A 23,110-nucleotide genomic window follows, 5' to 3' on the forward strand; every position below is an offset into this window, starting at 1 on the left:
AGTTCAGTCTCCTCGGTGTAGGGGGCGCGTCAGCGGACCGGAACCTTGCCCCAGTAGGCGGCAGCGTCCGGCAGCTTCAGGCTTTCCAGGTAGGCTTGCAGGTCAGACAGGTCCTGCTCGCTCAGGTTGGGGTAGGGGGGCATCAGGGCGCCCGGCTTGACGGCCGCGCTGTTGATGATCCAGGGCTTGAGCATGGCGCGTGCCTGCTCGCCCTCCCAGCGTCCGGCACCCAGCGTGTTGCGCGAACCGAAGTAGCTCAGGTCCGGGCCCACCGCGCCCTTGGCCGGGGTGCCCTGAATGCGGTGGCAGCTGGCGCAGGGAGCCGCCTGGGCGCTGGCCTTGCCCTGCATGAAGATGGTGTAGCCGCGCTCCTCGCTGCTGCCGGTGGCCGGAGTGGGCGCGCGGTAGGCCTGGGCCGCCTGAATGAAGGTGTTGTACTGCTCCGGCGGCAGGGCCACCACCTTGAAGCGCATGTTGGCGTGGCTGGCGCCGCACAGCACCGAGCAGTTGCCCTGGTACACGCCCGGCTGTTCGGTGTCGATCTGCCAGGTCTTCTTGCTGCCGGGGATCGCGTCACGCTGGCCGCCCAGGTTCGGGGCCCAGAACGCATGGATCACGTCCTTGGCGGTGATGGTCAGCGCGATGGAACGGCCGGTGGGCACGACCAGCTCATTGCCGTTGGTGACGGGGCCGCCGCCCACGGCGGTGGTGCCGGGGTAGTCAAAGGCCCACCAGAACTGCGCGCCCGTCACGTTGATCTTCAGAGCGTTGGGCGGCGTGGGGTTGGTGAGGGCCATGGTCCGCACCGTGATCACCGAGATCAGCGTGACGATGACCACCGGCACGGCGATCAGGATCGACTCCAGCCGGTTGTTGCCGTGGAACTGCTCCGGCTCGTTGGTGTGCCGGTCCTCGCGGTACTTGGCCACCGTGTGGAAGAGGGCGTAGCTCACGCCCACGAAGATCAGGATGGCGACGATGATCACCGGAATGCTCATCCACCAGACCTGGCGGTTGAAGCCTGAGTGCAGGTCGCCGAGGGTGACGACGTGGGTGGCCTGCGTCTGGCTCTGGTCCTGGGCAGCGGCCAGACCACCGAGAGCCAGCAGCAGCGGCGTCAGCGTGAGCATCGGCGCCCGGAGCTTGCCGGACGGTCCAGAACCGGACGGGCGGGGTGGGGTATTCAACTTCACTCCTTTCTTACTTTCTGTCTCAGTCTAAGCGCTCGGGGGCCCGCTTGGCATGGGAATGAAGTCCCGGTCCGGCCGCTCACAGCAGCGCCCGGTCCAGGGCCGCTCCCAGGAACAGCACCGCCAGATACAGCATGCTGTAGAGATACAGCGGCACGGCCATCTTGCGGGTCACGGTCAGGCCAGCCATCACCGGCCGGTACAGCCGCCACGACAGCCGCAGCAGCTGGGCGCCGGTCAGCAGCGCCACCGCCAGATACAGCCAGCTGACCGCCTGGAACGCAAACGGCAGCACGCTGAGGGCAACGGTGTACAGGCTGTACAGCCAGATCTGCGAGACGGTCAGCCGGTCGCCGTGCACCACCGGCAGCATCGGCACGCCCACCGCGCGGTACTCCTCCTTGATCATCAGGGCCAGCGCCCAGAAGTGGGCCGGCGTCCAGAAGAAGATGATCGCGAACAGCACCCAGGCGAACAGGTCGAGGCTGCCGGTCACGGCGGCCCACCCGACCAGCGGCGGGAAGCAGCCGGCGGCCCCACCCAGCACGATGTTGTGCCAGGTGCGGCGCTTGAGCCACAGGGTATACACGCCCACGTAGCACACGAACCCCGCCAGACTCATCCAGGCGGACAGCGGCGTGGCCAGCAGCCACAGCGCCGCGAACGACCCGAGCTGCAGCACCGCGCCGAACACCGCCGCGTTCTGGGTGCTGATCAGGCCGCTGCTGGTGGGCCGCTGGGCGGTGCGGGCCATCTTCAGGTCGATGTCGCGGTCGATGATCATGTTGAACACGCCGGCGGACCCGGCCGAGGCGTAGCCGGCCACCGCGACCACCAGCAGCAGCCAGAAGTTCGGCAGGCCGCGCGCGGCCATCACCATGGCGGTCAGGGTGGTGAACAGCAGCAGGCTGATCACCTTGGGCTTGGTCAGCGCCAGATAGTCGCGCCAGCCGGCGCGGCTCTGGACCAGCGGGGTGGGCGCGGCGGTCACAGGCCCGCTCCGCTCAGGGTGGGCCGGGCCGCGCGCTCGTCACGCGCCGGGGCAGTCAGAACGCTGAAGCTGAGCATCACGGTCACAAGCCACATGATGCACGCCAGCAGCAGGTGGGTGATCTGCATCCAGCCGGGCGCCTTCAGCACGACGTTCAGCACGCCCGCCAGAATCTGCAGGGCGATGATGGCGTGCAGCGAGATCTTCCAGCGGCGGGGCGCCAGCGCAACGGCCCCCGGTGCGCCCTCTCGCCCGGCCGAGGCCCAGCCGGCGAACCAGATCAGGTAGGCGCTCACGCCCAGCGCCAGCACCGGATGAATCACCCGCAGGTTCTGGATCAATGTGGCGGTGCCGCCGAAGTCGCGGCGCACCGTGTCGATCGGGGTGCCGCCGGCCGGGAAGAACAGCAGGTCGCCCAGCGCGGTGATGGCCCCGGCCATGCCCAGCACCAGCATCAGCAGCAGCGCGGCGCTGCTGGCCCAGCCGAGCAGGCCCTGGCCGCGCAGCCGCAGCCGGGGCGCTCCGGAGGCCCACAGCGCCGTGAGCAGCAGCGCGCCCATCAGCGCGAAGGTGCTGGCGAGGTGAACTCCCTGTACGAAGCCGCGCGCCGGGTCGGTGCTGGTGGCGGTGAGACCGAGCAGCACCTGCACGCCGCCCACCAGCCCCTCGAACACGATCAGGCCCAGCGACAGCAGCGCGCCCAGCCGCACCGGGTGGCCGCGCCCGCTGCTCAGAAAGGCCAGCGCGACCAGCGCCAGGGCCAGCAGGCCCGACAGCCCACCGGTCAGCCGGTGGCTGAACTCGATGATGGTGTTCAGCGTGGGGGACGGGGGAATGGCCACCCCGTTGCACAGCGGCCAGTGCGCGCCGCAGCCGGCGCCGGACCCGCTGATCCGCACGAAGGCCCCCCACAAAATCACCAGCACGTTGTATCCCAGGGCCACCCAGGCCAGGGTCGGCAGCACAGCGCCCACCCGGCCCACCGCAGGTTGACCCATGTTCATCCTCTTCACACTGCACCACCTCCGCACCGCGCCCGTTCCGGGGTCATGGCCCTGTCTGGAGCCTCCGTCAGCGAACGTTGATTGAGCAAATTCTAACGGCCCTGGGGGCAGTGCGGGTTGTACGTTTGTCCCCGCATCGCTGCCGGCCGTGACCTTTGACTCTGCCGCCCCCTGGCCCCGCCCCCTAGACTGAACCCCTAATGGGAGAATTCTTAGCGACGGCTTCAGTCGTCACCATCGTTCTGAGCGGTCTGGCCCTGGTGTCGGGCGTGTTCCTGATCCGCAGTGGTCGCCGTGAGGCGCACATGCGCGCCATGCTGACCGCCACCGTGCTGGCCGTGCTGTTTCTGGTGTTCTATCTGAGCAAGGTGGCGATCGGCTACACCAAGAGCTGGGTGGGTCCGGCCGAATGGCGCACGTGGTATCTGGTGCTGCTGGGCTCGCATACCCTGCTGGCCGCCGTGAATGTGCCGCTGGCGCTGGTGGCGCTGTGGTACGCCCGGAAGGGGCTGCTGGCCGCCGGTACGCTGGCGCGGGTCGAGCAGGTGCCGGCCGCCGCCGCCGCCTTTGCCCGGCACCGCGCCTGGGTGCGCTGGACCGTGCCGGTGTGGCTGTACGTGGCCGTGACCGGCTGGATCATCTACGTGGTGCTGGAGCGCTACGGGGCCGTCCGATGACGCGCGCCCGCCTGCCACGGGCCACTTTCCACTAGGCTGACGGCATGAAACAAACCGTTCCGCAGCTGATGGCGGCCACCGAGCCGCTGGTGATGGTCACCGCCTACGACTATCCCGGGGCCATGCACGCCCAGCAGGCCGGCGTGGACTTGCTGCTGGTGGGCGACAGCCTGGGCAACGTGGTGCTCGGCTACGACAGCACCGCGCCCGTCACGCTGGACGACATCATCCACCATGCCCGCGCGGCGCGGCGCGGCGCGCCCGAGACCTTCCTGGTGGCGGACATGCCGTTCGGGACCTACCACACCGGTGTCACCGACGCGATGCGGCACGCGGTACGTGTCATCCAGCAGACCGGCGCCGACGCGGTCAAGATGGAGGGCAGCTCGCCGGAGGTGCTGGAGGCCACCCGCACCCTGACCCGCAATGGAGTGCCGGTGATGGGCCACGTGGGCCTGCTGCCGCAGACCGCCACCGCGCAGGGCGGCATGAAGGTGCAGGGCCGCGACGAGGCCGGCGCCCGGCAGGTGCTGGAGGCGGCGCTCAGCGTGCAGGAGGCCGGCGCCTTTGCGGTGGTGCTGGAGGTGATCCCGGCGCGGCTGGCGAGGGTCATCACCGAGCGGCTGCACATTCCGACCATCGGCATCGGGGCCGGGCCCCACTGCCGGGGTCAGGTGCTGGTGACGCACGACCTGCTCGGCGTGTACGAGGGCCAGCACAAAAAGATTGCCAAGCGCTACGCCGAGATCGGGGCGCAGTCGGTGCAGGCGATCCGCGATTACGCCGCCGAGGTGCGCGGCGGCACCTTCCCGTCGCGCGAGAACAGCTTCGTGATCCGCGATGACGTGCTGGACAAACTCTACTGACCCGAAGGAGACGACAGATGCACGTGCAGGCCACCGAATGGACGCTGGAACGCAAGCGAGTGCGCAGCCGCCCCGACCTGAGGCCCCTGCTGATGCTGTTCAGCGTGTCGGGCAACGTGGGTCAGCCACGTGTGACGGATCAGGACCGCTTCCACTACGCCCATCCGTACCGGCTGACGGTGACGGGCGTGGCCGGAGCGGCCGGCCGCTACCAGCTGACCGGCCTGAAGGGCGCCGCCGACCTGCTGGACAGTCTGGAGGGCCGCGCGTGGCAGCTGACGCCGGGCCGAGGCCGCCGAAGCGCCACCCTCACCACCGACCTGAGCGAGTACGAACGGGTGCTGTGGGAAGCGCTGGCCCAGCAGGGACCGCCTGGCCTGCAGCTGAGCGCCCTGCCCGCTGGCAGCTAGTTCAGGGTGCGGCCGCGCCCGCTGCCGATGATGGTGTCCAGCCGCGCCAGATGATCTGTGAGGGTGGCGTACCAGTCGTCGCTGGGGTCGGTGTGTTCCAGCGCCAGTTGCGCGTGCAGATAGGCGCTGGCCGGGTCCGGGAAGCCCTGCTGGGCCATGATGTCGGCCACCATCTGCTGCGCGATCACCCAGTCACGGGTGCCGGGCGCGGCTTCCGGCAGCACCCGCTGGTAGTGCTCCAGCGCCTCGTCCAGGTGGTAGTAGTCCAGCGCCACGCTGCCCAGCACCAGGCTGGCCGGAACGGTGGCGCCCTGCGAGAGGGCGGTCTCGGCGGTGGCCTGCGCCTCCTGCAGGCGGCCCAGCCGGTACTCGGCCTCCGCAATGTCGGCCAGCACCTCCGGCACGAACGGGTACTCGGGGGTGAGGGCCGCGCTCTCCAGCCGCTCGCGCGCCTCCAGCGGCCGGTCCAGGTCCAGCAGCGCCACGCCCAATTCGTGCAGCGCGTACGGACGGTCTTGGGGGGCAGCGCGGCGCAGCGCCTCCTCGAAGTGAGGCAGCGCCTCCTGTTGCCGGCCCTGCGCCACCAGCACCTGACCCCACACCAGCGCCACGCCGTAGCTCGGGTCGTTCTGGGCGCGTTCCAGCCGGTCAGCCTCCACGATGCTCACCAGCGCCTCGTCGGTCTGGTCCTGCTGCAGCTGCGCCTGACTCATCAGGTAGTGCCAGCTCGCCAGGCCCAGCGGATCGGCCGACGCATCCGGGTAGAGCGGGCGGGCGCGGTGCAGCACCGCCAGCGCCTCGGTCGGCTGACCCGCCTGCAGCTGCAGCGCGGCCTGCTCCTGCAACATCCCGGCGCGCTGCAGGCCGGAGGCCAGGTGGGCCGCCTCGGCGTACAGGTGCAGCGCGGCCTCGGTGTGACCCAGGTTCTCCTCGCAGTCGGCCTGCCAGCTGCGCAGCCGCCAGCGCAGGTGCGGCGGCAGGTCCGTCAGGCTCAGCGGTACCGCCAGCGCTTCCTCGGTCTGACCGCTGAGCGCCAGCGCCGCCACCACGTGGTAGCGGGTCAGGGGATCGGGGCTCTGCGAGAGGCCCGGCGACACCCTCACGGTGTCCTGCCGCCGCGCCTGACGCTCAGCATCCAGCGCCTGATATAGCGCCGAGCCGCCCACCTCGGCCGAGGCGGCCAGCGCGGCGCCCAGCGCCGTGTCCATCTCGGTCAGGGCCACGTCGCCGTAGAGGCTGTGCAGGCTGGCGAGGTACAGGTACAGCTGCGCGCGGGTCGGTTGGTCGGCTTCGCCCAGCGCCGCCTCGAGAATGTTGAAGGCGGCATCGAAATCTTCCTGGGCGCCGGACGCGGCGTGGTCCGGCAGACCCGCAGGCAGGGCGGCAGCTGAGCGGGCCAGCGCGTCGCTCACCTGCTGCCAGGTGGTGGAGGCATCAATCATTCAATGTCCAGCATAGCGGTTTGGCAGACCCGGGCAGCCAGAACCGCGGTCGGCGCGCGCCTGGGGCGGCAATTAAGCGATTCATCAAGGCAAGGTGTGTGCGTCACTACCACCCGCTACCTTGAGTGCAGTACACTCAAGTTCACGGATCATGCTGGTCCGTCTGCGGCGTCTGGATGACCTGCTCACCCGGCTGCAACTCACCCTATTATCCCTTTCCCGGAGGAAGTTTCTTGAGGCGTTTCAATCCTTGGCTCATCCTGCTGTTCGTGGTCGCGCTGTATCTGCTGTTTACAGCCGCACCGATCGGTGGTGGTTCGAGCGTCAATTACAACACCTTCAAAAACCTGGTGAGCCAGGGCGTGGTGCAGCAGGTCGTGATCCAGGAGGGGTCGGCCGCCGTGCACCTGAAACAGGCTCAGGACGTGTCGGTCATTGCCGGCGGGGCCACGCAGACCCGCTCGATCCAGGACTTCCGTGTGCGGCTCCCCAACAACCTCGCCACCCCCGACACGGCCCTCCAGACCCAGCTGCAGCAGAACAACGTGGAAGTGCGCTATGAGGCCGCCAGCCCCTGGCCCGGCCTGCTGATCAGCCTGCTGCCGATCCTGCTGATGTTCGGTCTGATCTTCTTCTTCTTCATGCGGGCGCAGGGCGGCCAGAACGGCGTGATGCAGTTCGGCCAGAGCCGCGCCAAGCGCTATGGCAAGGAGAACCGCGTCGGCACCAAGTTCACCGACGTGGCCGGCCACGAGGAAGCCAAGAAGGAACTCGTGGAGGTCGTGGACTTCCTGAAGAACCCGCAGAAGTACCACGCCATCGGCGCCGAGATTCCCAAGGGCGTGCTGCTGGTGGGCCCTCCCGGAACAGGTAAGACCCTGATGGCCCGCGCCGTGTCGGGCGAGGCGGACGTGCCGTTCTTCTCGGTGAGCGCCTCGGAGTTCATGGAGATGTTCGTGGGTGTGGGCGCCAGCCGTGTGCGCACCCTCTTCGAGGACGCCCGCAAGAGCGCGCCGGCCATCATCTTCATCGACGAGATTGACAGCATCGGGCGCAAGCGCGGTGCGGGCATCGGCGGTGGCCATGACGAGCGCGAGCAGACCCTGAACCAGATCCTCTCGGAGATGGACGGCTTCGACAAGTCGTCGAGCGTCATCATCCTGGCGGCCACCAACCGTCCGGACGTGCTGGACCCGGCGCTGCTGCGCCCCGGCCGGTTCGACCGTCAGGTCACCATCGACCTCCCGAACCTTAAGGAGCGTCAGGCGATCCTGGGCGTCCACCTGCGCAACAAGCCGCTGGCCAAGGGCGTGGACGTGGAGGAAGTGGCCAAGAGCACCCCGTACTTCTCGGGCGCGGACCTGAAGAACATCGTGAACGAGGCGGCGCTGGAAGCGGCCCGCATCGGCAAGACCCAGATCGACATGAGCGACTTCTACCGGGCGCTCGACAAGATCACGCTGGGCCTGGAGAACAGCAGCCTCACCATCCGTGAGGAGGAGCGGCGCGCCATCGCCTTCCACGAGGCCGGCCACGCCGTGACCGCCGCCGTGATCCCTGGCAGCGACAAGCTGCAGAAGGTGAGCATCATCCCGCGTGGGCGGGCGCTGGGCGCCGCTTTCTACCTGCCGGAAGAGCAGGTGCTGATGAGCAAGGAGCGGCTGGAGAACCAGCTGATCGTGAGCCTGGGCGGCCGCGCGGCCGAGGAAGTGTTCATCGGTCAGGTCACCTCGGGGGCGGCCGACGACTTCCGCAAGGCCACCAACATCGCCCGCAAGATGGTGCTGGAGTGGGGGATGGGCGACAACTTCAAGAACATGGCGCTCACCACCGACAGCGGCCCGGTGTTCCTGGGCGAGGACATGGCCAAGCCCAAGGCCTTCAGCGAGCACACCAGCCAGCTGGTGGACGAGGACGTGAAGCGCATCCTGAACCGCGCCTATGAGCGGGCCAAGACGCTGGTCAGCGAGTACCGCGTGGCCATGAACGAGGTGGCCGACGCCCTGCTCTCGCAGGAGCTGATCACCGGTGACGTGGTGCGCGAGGCGGTGGCCCGCGTCAGCGGTGCCGGCATGCCCCAGGCGAACCCCGCCGACTGACCCTCAACGCTGCTCGCGGCGCTCCACCCCCAGAGGAGTGGAGCGCCGTCCTGTGTGTGCTGGGGGGTGTGCAGCGCATCCGCCCCCCGCGCGGCGAGGATGCACTACACTAACCAACAATGAATGCCAAAGTGATCGTCGTCACCAGCGGGAAGGGAGGCGTCGGCAAGACCACCACCACTGCCAACATGGGCGCCGCCCTCGCCAAACTGGGAGAGAAAGTGGTCGTCATCGACGTGGATGTGGGTCTGCGCAACCTCGACGTGGTGATGGGCCTGGAAAGCCGGGTGGTGTTTGACCTGATCGACGTGATCGAGGGCAAGTGCCGCCTGTCGCAGGCGCTGATCCGCGACAAGCGGGTGGAGAACCTGTTCCTGCTGCCCGCCTCGCAGACCCGCGACAAGGATGCCCTGAACCCGGAAATCTTCAAGGCGGCGGTGCGGACCCTGATCGACGAAGAGGGCTTCGACCGGGTGCTGATCGACAGCCCGGCCGGCATCGAGAGCGGCTTCAAGACGGCCGCCGCGCCGGCCGAGGGCGCGCTAGTGGTGGTGAACCCGGAGGTCAGCAGCGTGCGCGACGCCGACCGGATCATCGGGCTGTTGGAAGCGCAGCAGGTGCGCGACATCCGGCTGGTGATCAACCGGCTGCGGCCCAAGATGGTCGCCAGCGGCAACATGCTCTCCGAGGCCGACATTCTGGAGATCCTGGGCGTCAAGCCGATCGGCATCGTGCCGGAAGACGAGGGCATCCTGGTCAGCACCAACGTCGGTGAGCCGGCAGTGCTCGGCAAGACCAAGGCCGGCGGGGCCTTTATGGACACCGCACGGCGGCTGCGTGGCGAGGACGTCCCCTATCCCAAGCTGGAAGAGGACCGGGGCTTCATGGCCGTCCTGCGGCGGTTGTTCGGAGCCGGCTGATGTTCAGCTTCCTGAAGGGCAGGCGCAGCAAGGACGAACTCAAGAACCGACTGGAGCTGGTGCTGGCCTATGACCGCGCCCAGATTCCACCGGGCAAGGTTGACGCGCTCCGCAAGGACCTGCTGGAGGTGGTGAACCGCTACTTCCCCACCCAGGGCAGCAACGTGGAGGTGGAGCAGCGCGGCGACACCGTGGTGCTGGTGGCCAATATTCCGCTGGGCGGACGCGACAAGTAGAAGAGGTGAACAGGGGCCGCGCAGGCCCCTTCGCCTTGCGTCTCAGCCGCTTCCCATCTGCGACTGACCCCACGGCCCGGCCCGGCTGCTACGCTGATGGGCGTGCGTTTCGATCTGCGTTTCCCGGTCATCGTGGCCGCCCTCCTGGTGGTGGGCCTGATGACCGTTTCCACAGCGGCCCTGTCACCGCGCGTCAGCCCGGGTATCTTCCAGAAACAGCTGCTGGGGGTGGGGCTGGCCGCGCTGCCCATCCTGCTGATGTGGTGGGCCGGGCGGGAGCGCATCTACCGGGCGGCTCCGGTCCTGTACGCCCTGGCGCTACTGTTGCAGGCCAGCACCTTCGTGATCGGCAAGGATGTGAACGGCCAGCAGAACTGGATCGTGCTGGGGCCACTGCAGTTTCAGCCGCTGGAACTGCTGAAGCTGTCGCTGATCCTGATGCTGCCGCTCGTCATGAAGGAGGGCTACCGGGGTCTGCGGTCCTATCTGCTGCCGCTGGTGGTCTTCCTGCCGGCCTTGGGGCTGGTGATCGTGCAGGACTTCGGCGGAGCCATGGTCCTGAGCGTGATGTTCCTGGCGATGCTGCTGGTGTTCCGGATGCCCATTTGGCACCTGCTGATCGTGCTGCTGACGGTGGGGGTGGCCTTCCCCACGGTGGTGTTTCCGCACCTCAAGCCGTACCAGCAGACCCGTCTGACCATTTTTGTGGACCCCTATAAGGACCCGCGCGGCAACGGCTATCAGGTCATCCAGAGCATTATTGCCATCGGGTCGGGCGGCATGATGGGCAAGGGCTACCTGCACGGTACCCAGTCGCACAACGGCTTCGTGCCGGCTTCGCACACCGACTTTGCCTTTGCCACCTGGGCCGAGGAGCAGGGGCTGGTGGGCGGCATTGGCGTGCTGCTGCTGTATGGCGCCCTGATCTGGGGGCTGGCGGGCATGGCCTCGGACGCGCCGCGCCTGCAGGACCAGATTCTGTTTGCCGGGGTGCTGGGGCAGATCGGATTTCAGGCGATCGAGAACATCGGGGCGGCGCTCAGCATGCTGCCGCTGACCGGCATCACGCTGCCGCTGATCAGCTATGGACTGAGCAGTCTGGTCAGCACCCTCACCACCCTGGCTCTGGCGTACGTGGTGTTCCGCGACCGCTTTGAAAAGATGATCTGAGGCGATCCGGCGCCTCACCACAGGCGTTTGCATTCGTTTTACGTCTGTGAAGCGTCCTGCTGCGTACGCTGAACCTGAAGAACTGCGGCCCGAGCCGGGAAGTTGCCCGGGGCGGGTGGGTGCAGTGGCCGAGGGGGTGGCGGGATGCAGGGGAGATGGCGTGCAGGACAGCGGCGCAGTGGGGACACGTGGGCGCCGCAGCGACATCCGGGGCGGGCGGGTCAGTCCGGATGAGCCTGAAACAACAGGTGCTGAAGGGCGGCACCGCCCTGGTGGTGCGTCAGGGGCTGGGCATGCTGCTCAGCCTGATCTCGGTGCTGCTGATCACGCGGACCATCGGCCGCACCGCCTTCGGGACCTACGCGACGGTGCTGGGGCTGTTCGGCTACCTCGTGCTGGTGGGTCAGCTGGGCATGGGCGTGTACGTGGTGCGCCGCCAGGAAGATACCAGCGAGCGTGAGCTGAACATCATCTTCACGCTGCTGCTGGTGATCGGGCTGGTGCTGGGGGGCGGGGCGGCGCTGCTCTCGCCGCTGATCGCGACCTGGATTCACAACCCGGCGGTGGCCCCGGTGGGCGTGGTGATGTTCGTCGGTCTGCCGATGCAGATCGTGCTGGGTCTGTCCACCGCCCTGCAGGATCGGCAGATGAACTACCAGCGGGTAGCGTTCATCGATCTGGTCGGGCAGGCGCTGTACGTGGTGGTGGCGGTGCCGCTGGCGTTCCTGCACTTCGGTGTCTGGTCGGTGGTGGCCGGCTGGTGGGTCCAGCTGCTGTGGTCCGCCGTGATGTACCTGCGGGCGGGCCAGTGGCGCCCCCGGGTGATCTGGGACCGCGCCGAGATGGAGCGGCTGGTGCGCTACGGCGTGGCGTACTCGTCGTCCCTGTGGGTCTGGCAGCTGCGGTCGCTGGTGAACCCGGTGGTGGTGGCGCGGCTGCTGGGGCCGGACGCCGTGGCGGTCGTGAGCCTGACCATGCGAATTGTGGACATTCTGGCCTTTGCCAAGGGGGTGGCGTGGCGGGTGGCGGTGGCGGCGCTGGGCCGCCTGCAGAACAATGCCGGTCAGATGGTCACGGCCATCGAGCGGGGCATGCAGATGCAGGTGCTGGCGGTGGGCATTCCGATGGTGGGTTTCACCTGCGTGGCGCCCTTCGTGATCGAGCGACTGTTCGGCCCCCACTGGGCGGCCGTGACGACGCTGTTTCCCTTCGTGGCGATGGGGGTGCTGGCCAATTCCCTGTTCAACCTGCATTCGTCGGCCCTGTACGTCCTCAAGCACAACTGGCAGGTGACGATCTTTCACGTGGTGCACGTGGTGCTGTTTGCCGGGTCGGCGCTGATTCTGGTGCCGAGGCTGGGCGTGGTGGGCTACGGCTGGGCCGAGGTGGCGGCGCTGCCGTCCTACGCCGTGGTGCATCTGATTCTGGTGCGCTACCTGCCGGGCGTCCGGCTGGTGCTGCCGCTGATCTGGACCACCGGCCTGGCCCTGGCGCTGTTCTTTCCGCTGGTCGGCTGGCCGGCCTTCATCCCGGCGCTGGTGGCCGCCGTGCTGCCCTACAGCTGGCGCGGGCTGATGAATCTGCTCAGAAGTATGCGGGAGGGACGCTATGGAACAGCCGCTGGTTAGTATCCTGATCAATAACTACAACTACGGCCAGTTTCTGGCCGAGGCCATCGAGAGTGCCCTGAACCAGACCTATGCCAACATCGAGGTGCTGGTGGTGGATGACGGCAGCACCGACAGCTCCGCCGAGGTGATGGCCGGCTACGCGGGGCGGATCATTCCCATCCTCAAGAAGAACGGGGGGCAGGCCAGTGCCCTGAATCTCGGCGTGGCCAGGGCCCGGGGCGACATCATCTGCTTTCTGGACGCCGACGACGCCTGGATGCCCGACAAGGTGGAGCAGGTCGTGCGGGCGTTCAGGCAGCATCCCCGGGCGGGGCTGGTGTACCACCGCGTGCAACCGGTGGACGCGGCGTTGAAGCCTCAGGGTGAGGCGTGGCCACAGAGTCTGTATACCGGGAGCATTGCGGCCTTGGTGCAGCGGACCGGCGGCTGGTGGCATCAGGCCAACACCTCCTCGCTGGCCTTCCGGCGCAGCACCCTCGAGCGGATCGGGCCGGTGCCGGACAGCTTCGTGTATTCGGCCGACGCCTACCTGGGTGAGCTGGCAGCCCTGCTGGTGGAGGTCGTGGGGCTGCCGCAGCAGCTGACGCTCTACCGGGTGCACGGCACCAACGTCTGGTATGCGGGCGGCGCCAACAGCCAGAAGCGGATCGCGCTGTACCGGAACTGCATCGGCGCGATCAACGCCCGGCTGGCTCAGCTGGGCGTTCCCGGCAGGCTGGAGGAACGCCAGCACTTCCAGCTGCAGCTGCACCGCTTCCTGAACGGTGAGGCTGTCAGCATTCCCGGGCTGCTGGTTCAGGCCCTTACCTTTCCCGGCGAGCCGAAACTGAAGGTGCGTCTGCGCTCCGCGGCGTCCATCCTGGCGCGGGTCCTGCGCCTTCACCCCCGCGCCCGGACGCAGAGTTCCTGAGCCCTCATGGCCGGCTCGTCGCTTTCCCTGGCCGGCCGGGTGGCGCTGGTGACCGGCGCCTCAGGTGGCCTGGGCCGCGCCACCGCGCCGGAGCTGGCCCAGGCTGGAGCGCACGTCATCGTGACGGCGCGCAGCACCCGGACACACAGCACGCAGCCGGGTCTGCCCGACAGCACCATCGAGGCCACCGCCGAGCAGGTGCAAACGGCCGGCGGGCAGGCCACCGCCCTGCGCTGCGACCATACCCAGGAGGCGGAGGTGGAGCGGCTGATGCAGCACATCGGCACGCACTTCGGGCGCCTGGATCTGCTGGTGAACAACGCCTGGGGCAACCACGACCCGGTGGATGAAACGCAGCGCGGCCGGGAGGTCTGGGAGGAGCCGCTGGCCCAGCTCAGAAACGACCTGCTGGCCGGTGCGTACAGCGATTACATCACCTCCCTGCTGGCGCTGCGGCACCGGCTGATCGGGTCCGGTGGGTTGATGGTCAGCACCACCTGGCACACCGACGAACCGCCCGGCTGGCTGCCCTACGAGGTGAGCAAGGCGGCCAAGAACCGGCTGGTGTACGCGCTGGGCCATCATCTGCGCGGCCTCGGCGTGACGGTGCTGGGCGTGGCCCCCGGCTGGATGCGCACCGAACTGATGCTGCAGCACCACACCGAGGACGAGTTGCGGGGCCAGACCGAGACGCCGCACTACGCGGCCCGCGCCATCGTCTCGCTGGCAGCCGATCCCCAGCGGGACCACTGGACCGGGCAGATTCTGGATGTGGGCGATCTTGCCGACCGCTACGGCTTCACCGATCTGGACGGCACACAGCCGCACTGGTACCGCCGGCGACAGGCCACCCGGCAGGCGACCGAGAAAGACTAGCGGCGGGCCGGCTGCGGCAGGCGGTCCAACAGGCCGTTCAGGAACGCGCCCAGCTGGTCCGGCCCTTCAATCACCTCGTCCGCGTGCGGGGTCAGCAGCGGGAGCCGCCCCACCTGCACCGCGTGTCCGGCCAGTTCCAGCATCGCCACGTCGTTGTCGCTGTCCCCGAAGGCCCAGCACTGCTCCAGCGTGAGGCCCAGCGCCTCGGCAATGGCCCCCAGCGCCGCGCCCTTGTCGGCTCCGCTGGGCGTGACCGTCAGGAAATCCGGGTACGGATCCTGGGCGCCGGTCAGCACCAGATGGGGCAGGCTGCTGCTCAGGTGGTCCCGCCAGTGGCGGATGTCCGGATGCCAGAAGCCGACCTTGATGATCTGCTCCTCCGGCGCCTCATGCAGCGGGGCGTGTGGGCGGCGCTGCAGCCACTCCGGCACCGGCGCGCCGGGCGGCAGGTCCACATACACCCGGTCCAGCGCGAAGGCGATCACCCGCGCTCCGTGCAGCTGGTGGGCCAGCACGGCCCGGAGGTCGGCGGGCGTGAAGCGGGCCTCGCGGTGCATCACGCCGTTCAACAGGATGTGGCCGCCGTTGCTGCCCGCCACGGCCACCGGCTGGGCCGCGTCCAGCACGTCGGGCGGCGGAACATCACGCCCAGTGATGATCGCCACCTGAATGCCGGCGTCACGCACGCGCGCCAGGGCCTGCCGGGTGGCAAGCGGCACCAGCACGCCGCCGTCCGGAATCAGGGTGCCGTCCAGGTCAAAGGCCAGCAGCTTGGGAAGGGAAACCATACCGTCAGGCTAGAGCATTTCGGTCCGGGGAAGGTGGCCGGAGGTGGGGAAGATGTGGGCCAGAGCAGTGGTCGGCACGGGCGCTCGCCCCGGTCCCGTCTGCCCCTCACGCAGCGGTTGCCTGCGTGCGCTAGCGTGCCTGCAAGTCATGTTGCGCCTTCCTGCCCTCGCTGCCCTGCTGACCTTCGGCCTCGCGTTCGCCTCGGCCCCTGTCCTGCCGCCCCTGCCGGTGCTGGTGCCGTCTGTGCCGACGGAAACGGTGCCGCCCACGCCCGCCGCCGGGCTGAGGGGCCTGTGGCTGGACGGCTTCGGGCCGGGGCTGATGACCCGCGCTCAGGCGACCCGGGCGGTGAATGACGCGGCGGCGCTGGGGGTCAACACCCTGTTCGTGCAGTCCATCCGGCGCGCCGACTGCCTGTGCCTGCGGGCGAGCGTGCCGCCGGTGGGCGGGCTGGAGCCGGGCTTCGATCCGCTGGAGACGGTCATTCAGCTGGCCCATGCCCGCCACATGCGGGTGATCGGCTGGATCAGCGTCACCGGGGCCTGGAACAGCAGCGTGCCCAGCCGCCGCACCGAGCAGGTGTTCCAGCAGCACGGCCCGGACGCCGGGCTGAACAGCTGGCTGGCGCGCCGTCCGGATGGCAGCTGGAAGAGCGGCGCCGACGCGTGGCTCGACCCGGGCATTCCGGCAGCGGCCGATTTCATGGCGGGCTCGGCGTTGAGCTTGGTGACCCACTACGACCTGGACGGCCTGCAGCTGGACCGCATCCGCTATCCGGACGGCGGCGACTGGGGGTACAGCCCGGTCACGCTGGCCCGCTACCGGCTGGAAACCGGGGCCAGGGGTGTGCCGGCCGCCACCGACGAACGCTGGCGTAGCTGGAAACGCGCCCAGGTCACGGCCCTGACGCGCCGCATCGCGCTGGAGGCGCGGGGCGCGCGGCCCGGCATTCTGATCAGCGCGGCCACCATCGTGTACGGCGACGGTCCGACCGACCTGAACGGCTTTCACGCCACCCGCAGCTACGCCGAGGTGCTGCAGGACTGGCCCGCCTGGATGGCCGAGGGCCTGCTGGACCTGAACGTGATGATGAACTACAAGCGCGACGGTGTGGGCGATCAGGCGGCGTGGTTCGATCACTGGAACACCTTCGCGGCCAGCCTGCAGCGGCCCGGGGCAGCGGTGGCGGCCGGCACCGCCATGTACCTCAATTCGCCAGCGGTCACGGCTGCCCAGGCCGGCCGGGCCACCGCGCTGGGTCTCGGCTGGGTGGGGTACGCGTACCGCACGCCCACCGCCGCGGTGTACGCCGCCAGTCAGACCCAGCCGCAGGGCTTTGCCGCCGTGCAGGCCGCCCTGCAGAGCCAGGACGGTTCGCCGCTGCCCGCACCGCTCGCCTGGAGCCCTCCTTCGGTGCTGCGGCGGGCGGTGCTGGGCCGGGTGGTGGGTCTGAGCCAGCCGGGCGGGGTCCCAGTGGAGGTTTATGCCCCGGACGGTCAGTTGCTGGGCCGCACCACCACCGACGGCAACGGCTACTACGGCTTTGCCGACCTGAACGGCGAGCGCGCCGAGGTGCGGGTGGGCGATCAGCGCTGGACTGAGTCGCTGCAGGCGGGCCTGACCCGCTTCCCGAACCTGCTGCTGCGGCAGGTGACGCGAGTCAATGACTGAAGGCGGGGCGATGCGCTAGGCTCTGGCCATGAGCGAATTCAAGGTCGAGAAGTACCACGAGGGCAACGGCGCGCCCGCCCGCAAGGGTCAGACGGTGCGCGTTCACTACACCGGCACGCTGGAAAACGGCACCAAGTTCGACAGCAGCCGGGACCGTGGCCAGCCGATCGAGTTCCCGCTGGGCGTCGGCCACGTGATCCAGGGCTGGGACGAGGGGATCGCGCAGCTGAACGTGGGCGACAAGGCCCGCCTGACCATTCCGGCCGAGATGGGCTACGGGGCGCGGGGCGTGCCCGGCGTGATTCCTGGCGGCGCCACCCTGCTCTTCGACGTGGAACTGGTAGACGCCAAGTAAACAGGCTGGAGGGAAGGGGCCAGCGCCAGGCGCCTTTTCCAGCAAGAAGAGCGGGGCAGACCTCCAAGGGTCTGCCCCGCTCTCGTTGTTCTGCCTTCAGCTGATGCTGCTGCGCCAGCGCCACTCGCTGGCCCGCTTCATCACGTGCGCCAGACCGCCGGTCATGGCCAGCTTCTGGTTCCACGGCAGCTTCATCCAGCCGACCGCCATCAGGCCGCCCAGGCTGACGAACTCGCCCAGCGTGTTGGGCTCGTAGGGCTTGAGCTCCTCGCCGGCCATCAGGCGCATCAGGTTCTTGCCGGTCAGGCGGCCCTGCTGGCCCGCGTGCTGCGCGGTGGTGGGCACCGGCTTGCCGTCCTGGTTCAGGCCCAGGCCCATGTCGCCCACCACGAACACCTCCGGGTAGGCCGGCACGCGCAGGGTGGCGTCCACCACGATGCGGTTGCCGGGGCCCTTCTCCAGGCGCTCACCCTTCACGATGTCGCGCGCCTGGATGCCACCAGTCCAGATGATCTTGCCGGCTTCGATGACGCTCTGCTGGCCGTCGGCGGTCTGCACCGTCACCGAGTTCTCGGTGGCCTGCATGATGCGGTGGCCGATCAGGGTCTTGATGCCGTACTCGTCCAGCGTCTGCTGGGCCTTGGCGCGCAGGGCGTCGTCCAGCACCGGCAGGATCTTGGGCCCGGCCTCCACCAGATAGATGGTGAAGGGGGGCAGCCCACGCTCGCGGCTCAGCACCTCGTTGCGCTGCGCCAGTTCGGTCACCAGCTCCACGCCGGTCAGACCCGCGCCGCCCACCACGATGTCGCGGCTGCCCTGGTACCCGGCGTCATAGACCCGGTTCACGAAGCTGAAGATCGCGTCGGCGTCCCGCAGCTCCTTGAGCTCGGTGGAGTACTCGGCCAGACCCGGAATGCGGTAGAAGTTGGTCACCGAGCCCAGGCCCACCACCAGCGTGTCGTAGCTGATGCTCTGGCCGTCCTTGAGCTGCACGCTCTTGCTGTCCAGGTCCACCGACTCGATGTTGGCCAGCACCAGCTCCACGCCCGTGCCCTTGAGCAGCGGGGTCAGCGGCAGCGTGACCTTGGTGTTGTGAGCGGCGGCCTCGTGCAGCCGGGTCTCGAAGGTGTGATAGGGGTTGCGCTCCAGCAGCTTGACTTCCAGGCCAGGCATCGGCTTGAGCTTGGTGGCCACAGCGAGGCCAGCGTATCCAGCGCCAAGGATCAGGGTCTTCATCTCAGGTCTCCTCTTACTCGACTTCCACGTTCCGGTGATGACTCAGGGCTGTGAATGCTTTCACGATCTGAACTCACGGTAACAGCACATCATCATATTCCGTTCCGGTGCATCCGGAAGGAAGTCTCTTCCCATATTGTACACAAGACACGAAGTCCGCGCGAGGGGAGAAGTGCGCCACAGCCGACAGAATTATCAGGAGGACGGCTTCACATACAGTTCATATGTAGTGATCCCACAGCACGGCGCGGCTGACCGGTTCAGGTCAGCCGCGCCGTGTCCGGGTTACATGTTGCTGATCAGCGCGTCGGCGAACTTGCTGGTGCCGACCTCGTTGGCGCCGTCCATCAGGCGGGCAAAGTCGTAGGTCACGGTCTTCTGGCCGATGGTCTTGCTCAGGCTGGCGATGATCAGGTCGGCAGCCTCGGTCCAGCCGAGGTAGCGCAGCATCATCTCGCCCGACAGGATCACCGACGAGGGGTTGATGACGTCCTTGCCGGCATACTTGGGCGCGGTGCCGTGGGTCGCCTCAAAGATGGCGGTGCCGGTCAGGTAGTTGATGTTCGCGCCCGGCGCAATGCCGATGCCGCCCACCTGGGCCGCCAGCGCGTCGCTGATGTAATCGCCGTTGAGGTTCAGCGTGGCGATCACGTCATATTCCTTGGGCCGCAGCAGGATCTGCTGCAGAAAGGCGTCCGCAATCACGTCCTTAATGACAATGCCGCCGGGCAGCTGCACCCACGGGCCGCCGTCCAGTTCCACGCCGCCGAACTCGCGCTTGGCCAGCTCATAGCCCCAGTCGCGGAACGACCCTTCCGTGAACTTCATGATGTTGCCCTTGTGCACCAGCGTCACGCTCTTGCGGCCATTGTCGATGGCGTACTGGATCGCGGCGCGCACCAGGCGCTCGGTGCCTTCACGGCTGACCGGCTTCACGCCGAAGCTGCTGCTGTCGGGGAAGCGGATCTTCTTGACGCCCATCTCGTTCACGAGGAAGTCGCGCATCTTGGCGGCTTCTGGGGTCCCGGCCTGGTACTCGATGCCCGCGTAGATGTCCTCAGTGTTCTCGCGGAAGATCACCATGTCCACGTTCTCAGGGTTCTTGACCGGGGTGGGCACGCCGTCGAAGTACTGCACCGGACGCAGGCAGGCGTACAGGTCCAGCTCCTGACGCAGCGCCACGTTGATGCTGCGGATGCCGCCGCCAACGGGCGTGGTGAGCGGCCCCTTGATCCCGATCAGGTACTCCTGAAAGGCGTCGATGGTGCTCTGCGGCAGCCACTCGTTCTCGCCGTACACCTGGGTGGCCTTCTCGCCGGCGTAGACCTCCATCCAGGCGATCCTGCGCTCGCCGCCGTAGGCCTTCTCCACGGCCGCGTCCAGCACCCGCACGCTGGCGCGCCAGATGTCGGGGCCGGTGCCGTCGCCCTCCACGAAGGGGATCACCGGGTTGGTGGGAACCGTCAGTTTGCCGTCCTGCATGCTGATCTTCTGGCCCTCGGGCACCTTGATGTGTTGGTCCATAGCAACGGCACTTTACCGTACCCAGGACGCAAAGTGCGCCGGTTGGCCCCGACACGGCTGATGTGAAGGCCCCTGCAGCCAATCTTCACGAGAACCTCCCAGGCCGGGAGGATGCTGAATACACCCTTCAGGGAATTCAGCACAGGAGGTCTTTCACGAATGAGTGATGACAAAAGCAGTGCAGCCAATCTGGTAGACGCCGCCAAGGCCAAGGTCAACGAGGGCGCCGACCGACTCCGGGCTGCCGGGCACGAGGCCGCCAGCCATAACGGCGACAACCCGCTGGAGAACCTGGTGGACAAGGGCAAGGCCATGGCCGACAACGCCCGCGCGGAAGGACATCACGCGGAAGCGGACCACGAGGCCCGCGAGGCCGACCGCAAGAGCTGAGTCCTGATTCACCTGCCGTGATCCGGCGCCGCCCCCGTTCGTGGGGCGGTTTTTTGTTGCCGAGCCTAAGCCACTTGGCCTGCCCGCCGCTGCCCAGGCAGCGGATGTCCGGCTGACCGGGCCCTGCCACACTGAGCGTCAGTGCGGCCCTCCCGCCTTGCAGATGACAGACTTGTGAGAGCAGACACTGTTCTAAGCATCAAATAGTTTCAAGCTTGCAACCGTGAAGGAGGAATCGCCCACCCTGTCCCACTCCCCGGAGGTGCCGGCCGAGACGCCGCTGGCCGCCCAGCTCGGCCACGAGATGAAGACGCTGCACCGCTACATCTCCAGCCGCGTGATGGGCGCCATGCAGGAACAGCTGCACGACGACGAGCTGAGTTTCCGCCAGATGGGGGCCATGCATCAGCTGCGGGCCCACGCTCCGCTGAGCGTCAGCCGCCTGGCGGAGCTGACCGGCCTGTCGCTGTCGGCCACCAGCCACATGACCGACCGCCTGGTCCAGCGCGGGTACGCCGAGCGCCGCGAGAACCCCGAGGACCGCCGCGCCAAGCTGCTGGCGCTGACGCCCCGGGGCCTGGAGCTGGTGAGCGGCATGGACCGCCGCTTCACCGACGCCTACCGCGAAGCGTTCGCACACGTCAGCCCGGACGCCATTCAGGCCGCCATCGTCTCGATTCAGGCCATCATCGCGGAACTCCGCAGTGAGTATCCGGACCTCTCGCCCTGCCAGAAGGAGCAGCCATGACCCAGCCCCCCCCGTCCGCCGCCGGTGACCCTCAGCGCATCAATTACGCCGAGGTGCTGGACTTTCCCACCAAGCGCCTGATCCTGATCGGCACGCTGCTGAGCCTGTTCCTGGCCGCCCTGGACCAGACCATCGTGGCCACCTCGCTGCCGCGCATCGTCAAGGACCTGAACGGCCTGAACCTCTATGCCTGGGTCACCACCGCGTACCTGCTGGCCAGCACCGCGCTGGTGCCGATCTACGGCAAGCTCTCGGACATCTACGGCCGCCGGCCGGTACTGATGTTCGGCATCGTGGTGTTCCTGCTCGGCTCGGCGCTATGCGGCGCGGCCGGTGAGCCGTTTCTGGGCGGCGTCTTCGGCGGAGGCATGATGGAACTCGTGGTGTTCCGCGGCCTGCAGGGCCTGGGCGCCGCCGCCCTGACCTCGGTGGCCTTCTCGATCATCGCCGACATTTTTGCGCCGGCCGAGCGTGGCCGCTACCAGGGGCTGTTCGGCGCGGTGTTCGGCCTGAGCAGCGTGATCGGTCCGCTGCTGGGCGGCTTCCTCACCGACCACGTGTCGTGGCGCTGGGTGTTCTACGTCAACGTGCCAATCGGCCTGATCGCGCTGACCTTCATCATCCTGAAGATGCCGACCCTGGCCAGCGGCCTGAAGCCGAAGATCGACTACCTGGGCGCCCTGCTGATCGTGCTGTTCAGCGTACCGCTGCTGCTGGCGCTGACCTTCGGGGCCGACAGCGCCAACTACGGCTGGACCGATCCGGTGGTGCTGGGCCTGTTCGCCGTGAGCGCTGTGGCCCTGGGTCTGTTTCTGTATGTGGAGTCACGCCACGAGAGCCCGATCCTGCCGCTCACGCTGTTCCACAACCCCACCTTCGCCTGGGGCGTGACCGCCCGCTTCTTCATCGGCGCGGCCTTCCTGGGCGCCATCCTGTTCCTGAGCCTGTATCTGGTGAACGTGCAGGGCGTGTCGGCCACCGCCGCCGGCACCGCCACCATTCCGCTCACCGCCGGCCTGATCTTCGGGGCCATCGTCAGCGGTCAGCTGGCCTCGCGGCTGGGGTACTACAAGATCCTGATCATCGTCGGCCTGTGCCTGATGATGGGCGGCTTCCTGCTGCTCAGCACCCTGAACGCCGACACCCCGTATGCACGCGTGGTGCTGTACATGGTGGTGCTGGGCCTGGGCATCGGGCCGGCGCTGCCGCTGTTCAACCTGGCAATCCAGAACGCGGTCAAGCCCTGGGAGATCGGGGTGGCCACCAGCTCGGGCCAGTTCTTCCAGCAGATGGGCAGCACCATCGGCACCGCCGTGTTCGGCGCGGTGTTGAGCAGCGTGCTGGCCAGCCAGATCACCAGCAACCTCAAGCCGGTAATTGCCTCGGCCCCGCCGGCCCTCCAGGCGCAACTCCAGAGCTTCAGTGCGCCCAAGTCGGGCAATTCGGGCGGCCAGAGCACCTTCGACGTGGCGGCGGCCAAGGCCAGCGCGGCCACCGGCATCCGCAAGGGCTTTGACGCCACCTTCCAGGCCATCTCCGGCGCGGTGGGCAGCGGCAACATCTCGGCGGTGCAGGCGCTGGCGCAGAATCCGCAGCTGCCGGAACAGCTGCGGACCCAGCTCGGCACCATTCCGGCGCAGGCCATCGCCTCGGAGCAGGGCCGCGCCCAGATTCTGACCGGCATCCGCCAGGGTCTGACCGCCGCACAGACCCAGACGGTGCAGCAGACCAATACCACCCTGGACAAGGTGGCGCGCGCGCTGAAGGTCAGCTTCGCCAACACGGTGAGCCGCATCTACCTGATCAGCATTTTCGTGGCGCTGCTGGCCCTGCTGGCCGTGCTGCCGATGCCGAACCTGCGGATGCCCACCCGCGGCAAGGGTGAGGGCGAGGGCGGCCCGCAGCGCGCCCCGGTGCACGTCGAGATCTGAGCGCGAACGCCGTTCCGTGAACATGCCAGCCTGTAATGGGCTGG

At 68.1% G+C, this 23,110-nt stretch carries 22 protein-coding genes; 15 read left to right on the forward strand and 7 right to left on the reverse strand.

Annotated features, from left to right (window positions below; genetic code table 11):
• Positions 1 to 29 precede the first annotated feature (29 nt).
• The 3 genes from coxB to ABOD76_RS14385 form a co-directional block, all read right to left on the reverse strand.
• Complete coding sequence (coxB, locus tag ABOD76_RS14375) at positions 30 to 1,193, reverse strand: cytochrome c oxidase subunit II (RefSeq protein WP_380129676.1); 1,164 nt, start codon at positions 1,191 to 1,193, stop codon at positions 30 to 32.
• 76 nt (positions 1,194 to 1,269) lie between these two features.
• Positions 1,270 to 2,181 carry a heme o synthase gene (locus ABOD76_RS14380; protein WP_350242652.1) on the reverse strand — a complete coding sequence of 304 codons (912 nt, stop codon included), beginning with the start codon at positions 2,179 to 2,181 and terminating at the stop codon, positions 1,270 to 1,272.
• Positions 2,178 to 3,179 carry a COX15/CtaA family protein gene (locus ABOD76_RS14385; protein WP_350242653.1) on the reverse strand — a complete coding sequence of 334 codons (1,002 nt, stop codon included), beginning with the start codon at positions 3,177 to 3,179 and terminating at the stop codon, positions 2,178 to 2,180. Before ABOD76_RS14385 ends, ABOD76_RS14380 begins: the two co-directional genes overlap by 4 nt.
• A gap of 206 nt (positions 3,180 to 3,385) precedes the next feature.
• Between ABOD76_RS14385 and ABOD76_RS14390 the strand changes: the two genes are divergently transcribed.
• Genes ABOD76_RS14390 through ABOD76_RS14400 form a run of 3 tightly spaced genes read left to right on the forward strand, consistent with a single transcriptional unit; the run spans position 3,386 to position 5,138 of the window.
• Entirely contained in the window at positions 3,386 to 3,862 is a 477-nt protein-coding gene (locus tag ABOD76_RS14390; protein ID WP_350242654.1) for a DUF420 domain-containing protein, read from the forward strand.
• Positions 3,863 to 3,906: 44 nt separating this feature from the next.
• Positions 3,907 to 4,728: a 3-methyl-2-oxobutanoate hydroxymethyltransferase gene (gene panB / locus ABOD76_RS14395; protein WP_350242655.1), complete on the forward strand. Its 822-nt coding sequence runs from the start codon at positions 3,907 to 3,909 to the stop codon at positions 4,726 to 4,728.
• 17 nt (positions 4,729 to 4,745) lie between these two features.
• Positions 4,746 to 5,138, forward strand: a complete 393-nt coding sequence (locus ABOD76_RS14400) for a hypothetical protein (RefSeq protein WP_350242656.1) — start codon at positions 4,746 to 4,748, stop codon at positions 5,136 to 5,138.
• Here the strand turns inward: ABOD76_RS14400 and ABOD76_RS14405 are convergent.
• On the reverse strand, positions 5,135 to 6,580 hold the full coding sequence (locus ABOD76_RS14405) for a hypothetical protein (protein WP_350242657.1): 1,446 nt from the start codon (positions 6,578 to 6,580) through the stop codon (positions 5,135 to 5,137). The two genes, ABOD76_RS14400 and ABOD76_RS14405, sit on opposite strands and share 4 nt — an antisense overlap.
• Positions 6,581 to 6,813: 233 nt before the next feature.
• Here ABOD76_RS14405 and ftsH point away from each other — a divergent pair, with 233 nt between their 5' ends.
• The 7 genes from ftsH to ABOD76_RS14440 all read left to right on the forward strand — a co-directional run bounded on the left by ftsH (position 6,814) and on the right by ABOD76_RS14440 (position 14,422).
• Positions 6,814 to 8,679: an ATP-dependent zinc metalloprotease FtsH gene (ftsH, locus tag ABOD76_RS14410; RefSeq protein ID WP_350242658.1), complete on the forward strand. Its 1,866-nt coding sequence runs from the start codon at positions 6,814 to 6,816 to the stop codon at positions 8,677 to 8,679.
• Between the two features lie 119 nt (positions 8,680 to 8,798).
• Positions 8,799 to 9,599 carry a septum site-determining protein MinD gene (gene minD / locus ABOD76_RS14415; RefSeq protein ID WP_350242659.1) on the forward strand — a complete coding sequence of 267 codons (801 nt, stop codon included), beginning with the start codon at positions 8,799 to 8,801 and terminating at the stop codon, positions 9,597 to 9,599.
• On the forward strand, positions 9,599 to 9,835 hold the full coding sequence (gene minE, locus ABOD76_RS14420; protein ID WP_350242660.1) for a cell division topological specificity factor MinE: 237 nt from the start codon (positions 9,599 to 9,601) through the stop codon (positions 9,833 to 9,835). Before minD ends, minE begins: the two co-directional genes overlap by 1 nt.
• A gap of 96 nt (positions 9,836 to 9,931) precedes the next feature.
• Positions 9,932 to 11,005 (forward strand): FtsW/RodA/SpoVE family cell cycle protein, encoded by a 1,074-nt coding sequence (locus ABOD76_RS14425; RefSeq protein ID WP_350242661.1) that lies wholly within the window; start codon positions 9,932 to 9,934, stop codon positions 11,003 to 11,005.
• A 230-nt stretch (positions 11,006 to 11,235) separates the two neighbouring features.
• The gene (locus ABOD76_RS14430) at positions 11,236 to 12,633 is read left to right on the forward strand and encodes an oligosaccharide flippase family protein (RefSeq protein ID WP_350242662.1); all 1,398 of its coding nucleotides are present in this window, start codon (positions 11,236 to 11,238) and stop codon (positions 12,631 to 12,633) included.
• Positions 12,614 to 13,546, forward strand: a complete 933-nt coding sequence (locus ABOD76_RS14435) for a glycosyltransferase family 2 protein (RefSeq protein WP_350242663.1) — start codon at positions 12,614 to 12,616, stop codon at positions 13,544 to 13,546. Before ABOD76_RS14430 ends, ABOD76_RS14435 begins: the two co-directional genes overlap by 20 nt.
• 6 nt (positions 13,547 to 13,552) lie before the next feature.
• On the forward strand, positions 13,553 to 14,422 hold the full coding sequence (locus ABOD76_RS14440) for an SDR family NAD(P)-dependent oxidoreductase (protein ID WP_350242664.1): 870 nt from the start codon (positions 13,553 to 13,555) through the stop codon (positions 14,420 to 14,422).
• Here the strand turns inward: ABOD76_RS14440 and ABOD76_RS14445 are convergent.
• Positions 14,419 to 15,210 (reverse strand): HAD family hydrolase, encoded by a 792-nt coding sequence (locus tag ABOD76_RS14445; protein ID WP_350242665.1) that lies wholly within the window; start codon positions 15,208 to 15,210, stop codon positions 14,419 to 14,421. The genes ABOD76_RS14440 and ABOD76_RS14445 overlap by 4 nt on opposite strands.
• Positions 15,211 to 15,358: 148 nt before the next feature.
• On the opposite strand from ABOD76_RS14445, the gene ABOD76_RS14450 reads away from it, so the two are divergent.
• Both ABOD76_RS14450 and ABOD76_RS14455 read left to right on the forward strand, forming a co-directional pair.
• On the forward strand, positions 15,359 to 16,882 hold the full coding sequence (locus ABOD76_RS14450) for a glycoside hydrolase family 10 protein (RefSeq protein WP_350242666.1): 1,524 nt from the start codon (positions 15,359 to 15,361) through the stop codon (positions 16,880 to 16,882).
• A 28-nt stretch (positions 16,883 to 16,910) separates the two neighbouring features.
• Positions 16,911 to 17,237 (forward strand): FKBP-type peptidyl-prolyl cis-trans isomerase, encoded by a 327-nt coding sequence (locus ABOD76_RS14455; RefSeq protein WP_350242667.1) that lies wholly within the window; start codon positions 16,911 to 16,913, stop codon positions 17,235 to 17,237.
• 96 nt (positions 17,238 to 17,333) lie between these two features.
• Here ABOD76_RS14455 and ABOD76_RS14460 read toward each other — a convergent pair whose 3' ends face one another.
• Together ABOD76_RS14460 and icd are read right to left on the reverse strand one after the other, a co-directional pair.
• Positions 17,334 to 18,473 (reverse strand): NAD(P)/FAD-dependent oxidoreductase, encoded by a 1,140-nt coding sequence (locus tag ABOD76_RS14460; RefSeq protein WP_350242668.1) that lies wholly within the window; start codon positions 18,471 to 18,473, stop codon positions 17,334 to 17,336.
• Between the two features lie 285 nt (positions 18,474 to 18,758).
• Positions 18,759 to 19,997, reverse strand: coding sequence for an NADP-dependent isocitrate dehydrogenase (gene icd / locus ABOD76_RS14465; protein WP_350242669.1), 1,239 nt, complete (start codon positions 19,995 to 19,997; stop codon positions 18,759 to 18,761).
• A gap of 159 nt (positions 19,998 to 20,156) precedes the next feature.
• Here icd and ABOD76_RS14470 point away from each other — a divergent pair, with 159 nt between their 5' ends.
• The 3 genes from ABOD76_RS14470 to ABOD76_RS14480 all read left to right on the forward strand — a co-directional run bounded on the left by ABOD76_RS14470 (position 20,157) and on the right by ABOD76_RS14480 (position 23,066).
• Positions 20,157 to 20,387 carry a hypothetical protein gene (locus ABOD76_RS14470; RefSeq protein WP_350242670.1) on the forward strand — a complete coding sequence of 77 codons (231 nt, stop codon included), beginning with the start codon at positions 20,157 to 20,159 and terminating at the stop codon, positions 20,385 to 20,387.
• A gap of 223 nt (positions 20,388 to 20,610) precedes the next feature.
• A complete protein-coding gene (locus tag ABOD76_RS14475) occupies positions 20,611 to 21,135 on the forward strand; it encodes a MarR family winged helix-turn-helix transcriptional regulator (protein WP_350242671.1) in 525 nt (174 codons plus the stop codon).
• Positions 21,132 to 23,066 (forward strand): MDR family MFS transporter, encoded by a 1,935-nt coding sequence (locus tag ABOD76_RS14480; RefSeq protein ID WP_350242672.1) that lies wholly within the window; start codon positions 21,132 to 21,134, stop codon positions 23,064 to 23,066. Before ABOD76_RS14475 ends, ABOD76_RS14480 begins: the two co-directional genes overlap by 4 nt.
• The last annotated feature ends 44 nt before the right edge of the window (positions 23,067 to 23,110 follow it).

It is taken from the genome of Deinococcus sonorensis KR-87 (assembly GCF_040256395.1).
In the GTDB taxonomy this organism is placed as follows: domain Bacteria; phylum Deinococcota; class Deinococci; order Deinococcales; family Deinococcaceae; genus Deinococcus; species Deinococcus sonorensis.

What these genes read in the sequence shown, in the direction of transcription:
- ABOD76_RS14385 (WP_350242653.1), bottom strand. Translation starts at nt 3,179, where the DNA reads ATGGGTCAACCTGCGGTGGGCCGGGTGGGCGCTGTGCTGCCGACCCTG.
- ABOD76_RS14390 (WP_350242654.1), top strand. Translation starts at nt 3,386, where the DNA reads ATGGGAGAATTCTTAGCGACGGCTTCAGTCGTCACCATCGTTCTGAGC.
- panB (WP_350242655.1), top strand. Translation starts at nt 3,907, where the DNA reads ATGAAACAAACCGTTCCGCAGCTGATGGCGGCCACCGAGCCGCTGGTG.
- ABOD76_RS14400 (WP_350242656.1), top strand. Translation starts at nt 4,746, where the DNA reads ATGCACGTGCAGGCCACCGAATGGACGCTGGAACGCAAGCGAGTGCGC.
- ABOD76_RS14405 (WP_350242657.1), bottom strand. Translation starts at nt 6,580, where the DNA reads ATGATTGATGCCTCCACCACCTGGCAGCAGGTGAGCGACGCGCTGGCC.
- minD (WP_350242659.1), top strand. Translation starts at nt 8,799, where the DNA reads ATGAATGCCAAAGTGATCGTCGTCACCAGCGGGAAGGGAGGCGTCGGC.
- minE (WP_350242660.1), top strand. Translation starts at nt 9,599, where the DNA reads ATGTTCAGCTTCCTGAAGGGCAGGCGCAGCAAGGACGAACTCAAGAAC.
- ABOD76_RS14425 (WP_350242661.1), top strand. Translation starts at nt 9,932, where the DNA reads ATGGGCGTGCGTTTCGATCTGCGTTTCCCGGTCATCGTGGCCGCCCTC.
- ABOD76_RS14430 (WP_350242662.1), top strand. Translation starts at nt 11,236, where the DNA reads ATGAGCCTGAAACAACAGGTGCTGAAGGGCGGCACCGCCCTGGTGGTG.
- ABOD76_RS14435 (WP_350242663.1), top strand. Translation starts at nt 12,614, where the DNA reads ATGGAACAGCCGCTGGTTAGTATCCTGATCAATAACTACAACTACGGC.
- ABOD76_RS14440 (WP_350242664.1), top strand. Translation starts at nt 13,553, where the DNA reads ATGGCCGGCTCGTCGCTTTCCCTGGCCGGCCGGGTGGCGCTGGTGACC.
- ABOD76_RS14445 (WP_350242665.1), bottom strand. Translation starts at nt 15,210, where the DNA reads ATGGTTTCCCTTCCCAAGCTGCTGGCCTTTGACCTGGACGGCACCCTG.
- ABOD76_RS14450 (WP_350242666.1), top strand. Translation starts at nt 15,359, where the DNA reads ATGTTGCGCCTTCCTGCCCTCGCTGCCCTGCTGACCTTCGGCCTCGCG.
- ABOD76_RS14455 (WP_350242667.1), top strand. Translation starts at nt 16,911, where the DNA reads ATGAGCGAATTCAAGGTCGAGAAGTACCACGAGGGCAACGGCGCGCCC.
- ABOD76_RS14460 (WP_350242668.1), bottom strand. Translation starts at nt 18,473, where the DNA reads ATGAAGACCCTGATCCTTGGCGCTGGATACGCTGGCCTCGCTGTGGCC.
- icd (WP_350242669.1), bottom strand. Translation starts at nt 19,997, where the DNA reads ATGGACCAACACATCAAGGTGCCCGAGGGCCAGAAGATCAGCATGCAG.
- ABOD76_RS14470 (WP_350242670.1), top strand. Translation starts at nt 20,157, where the DNA reads ATGAGTGATGACAAAAGCAGTGCAGCCAATCTGGTAGACGCCGCCAAG.
- ABOD76_RS14480 (WP_350242672.1), top strand. Translation starts at nt 21,132, where the DNA reads ATGACCCAGCCCCCCCCGTCCGCCGCCGGTGACCCTCAGCGCATCAAT.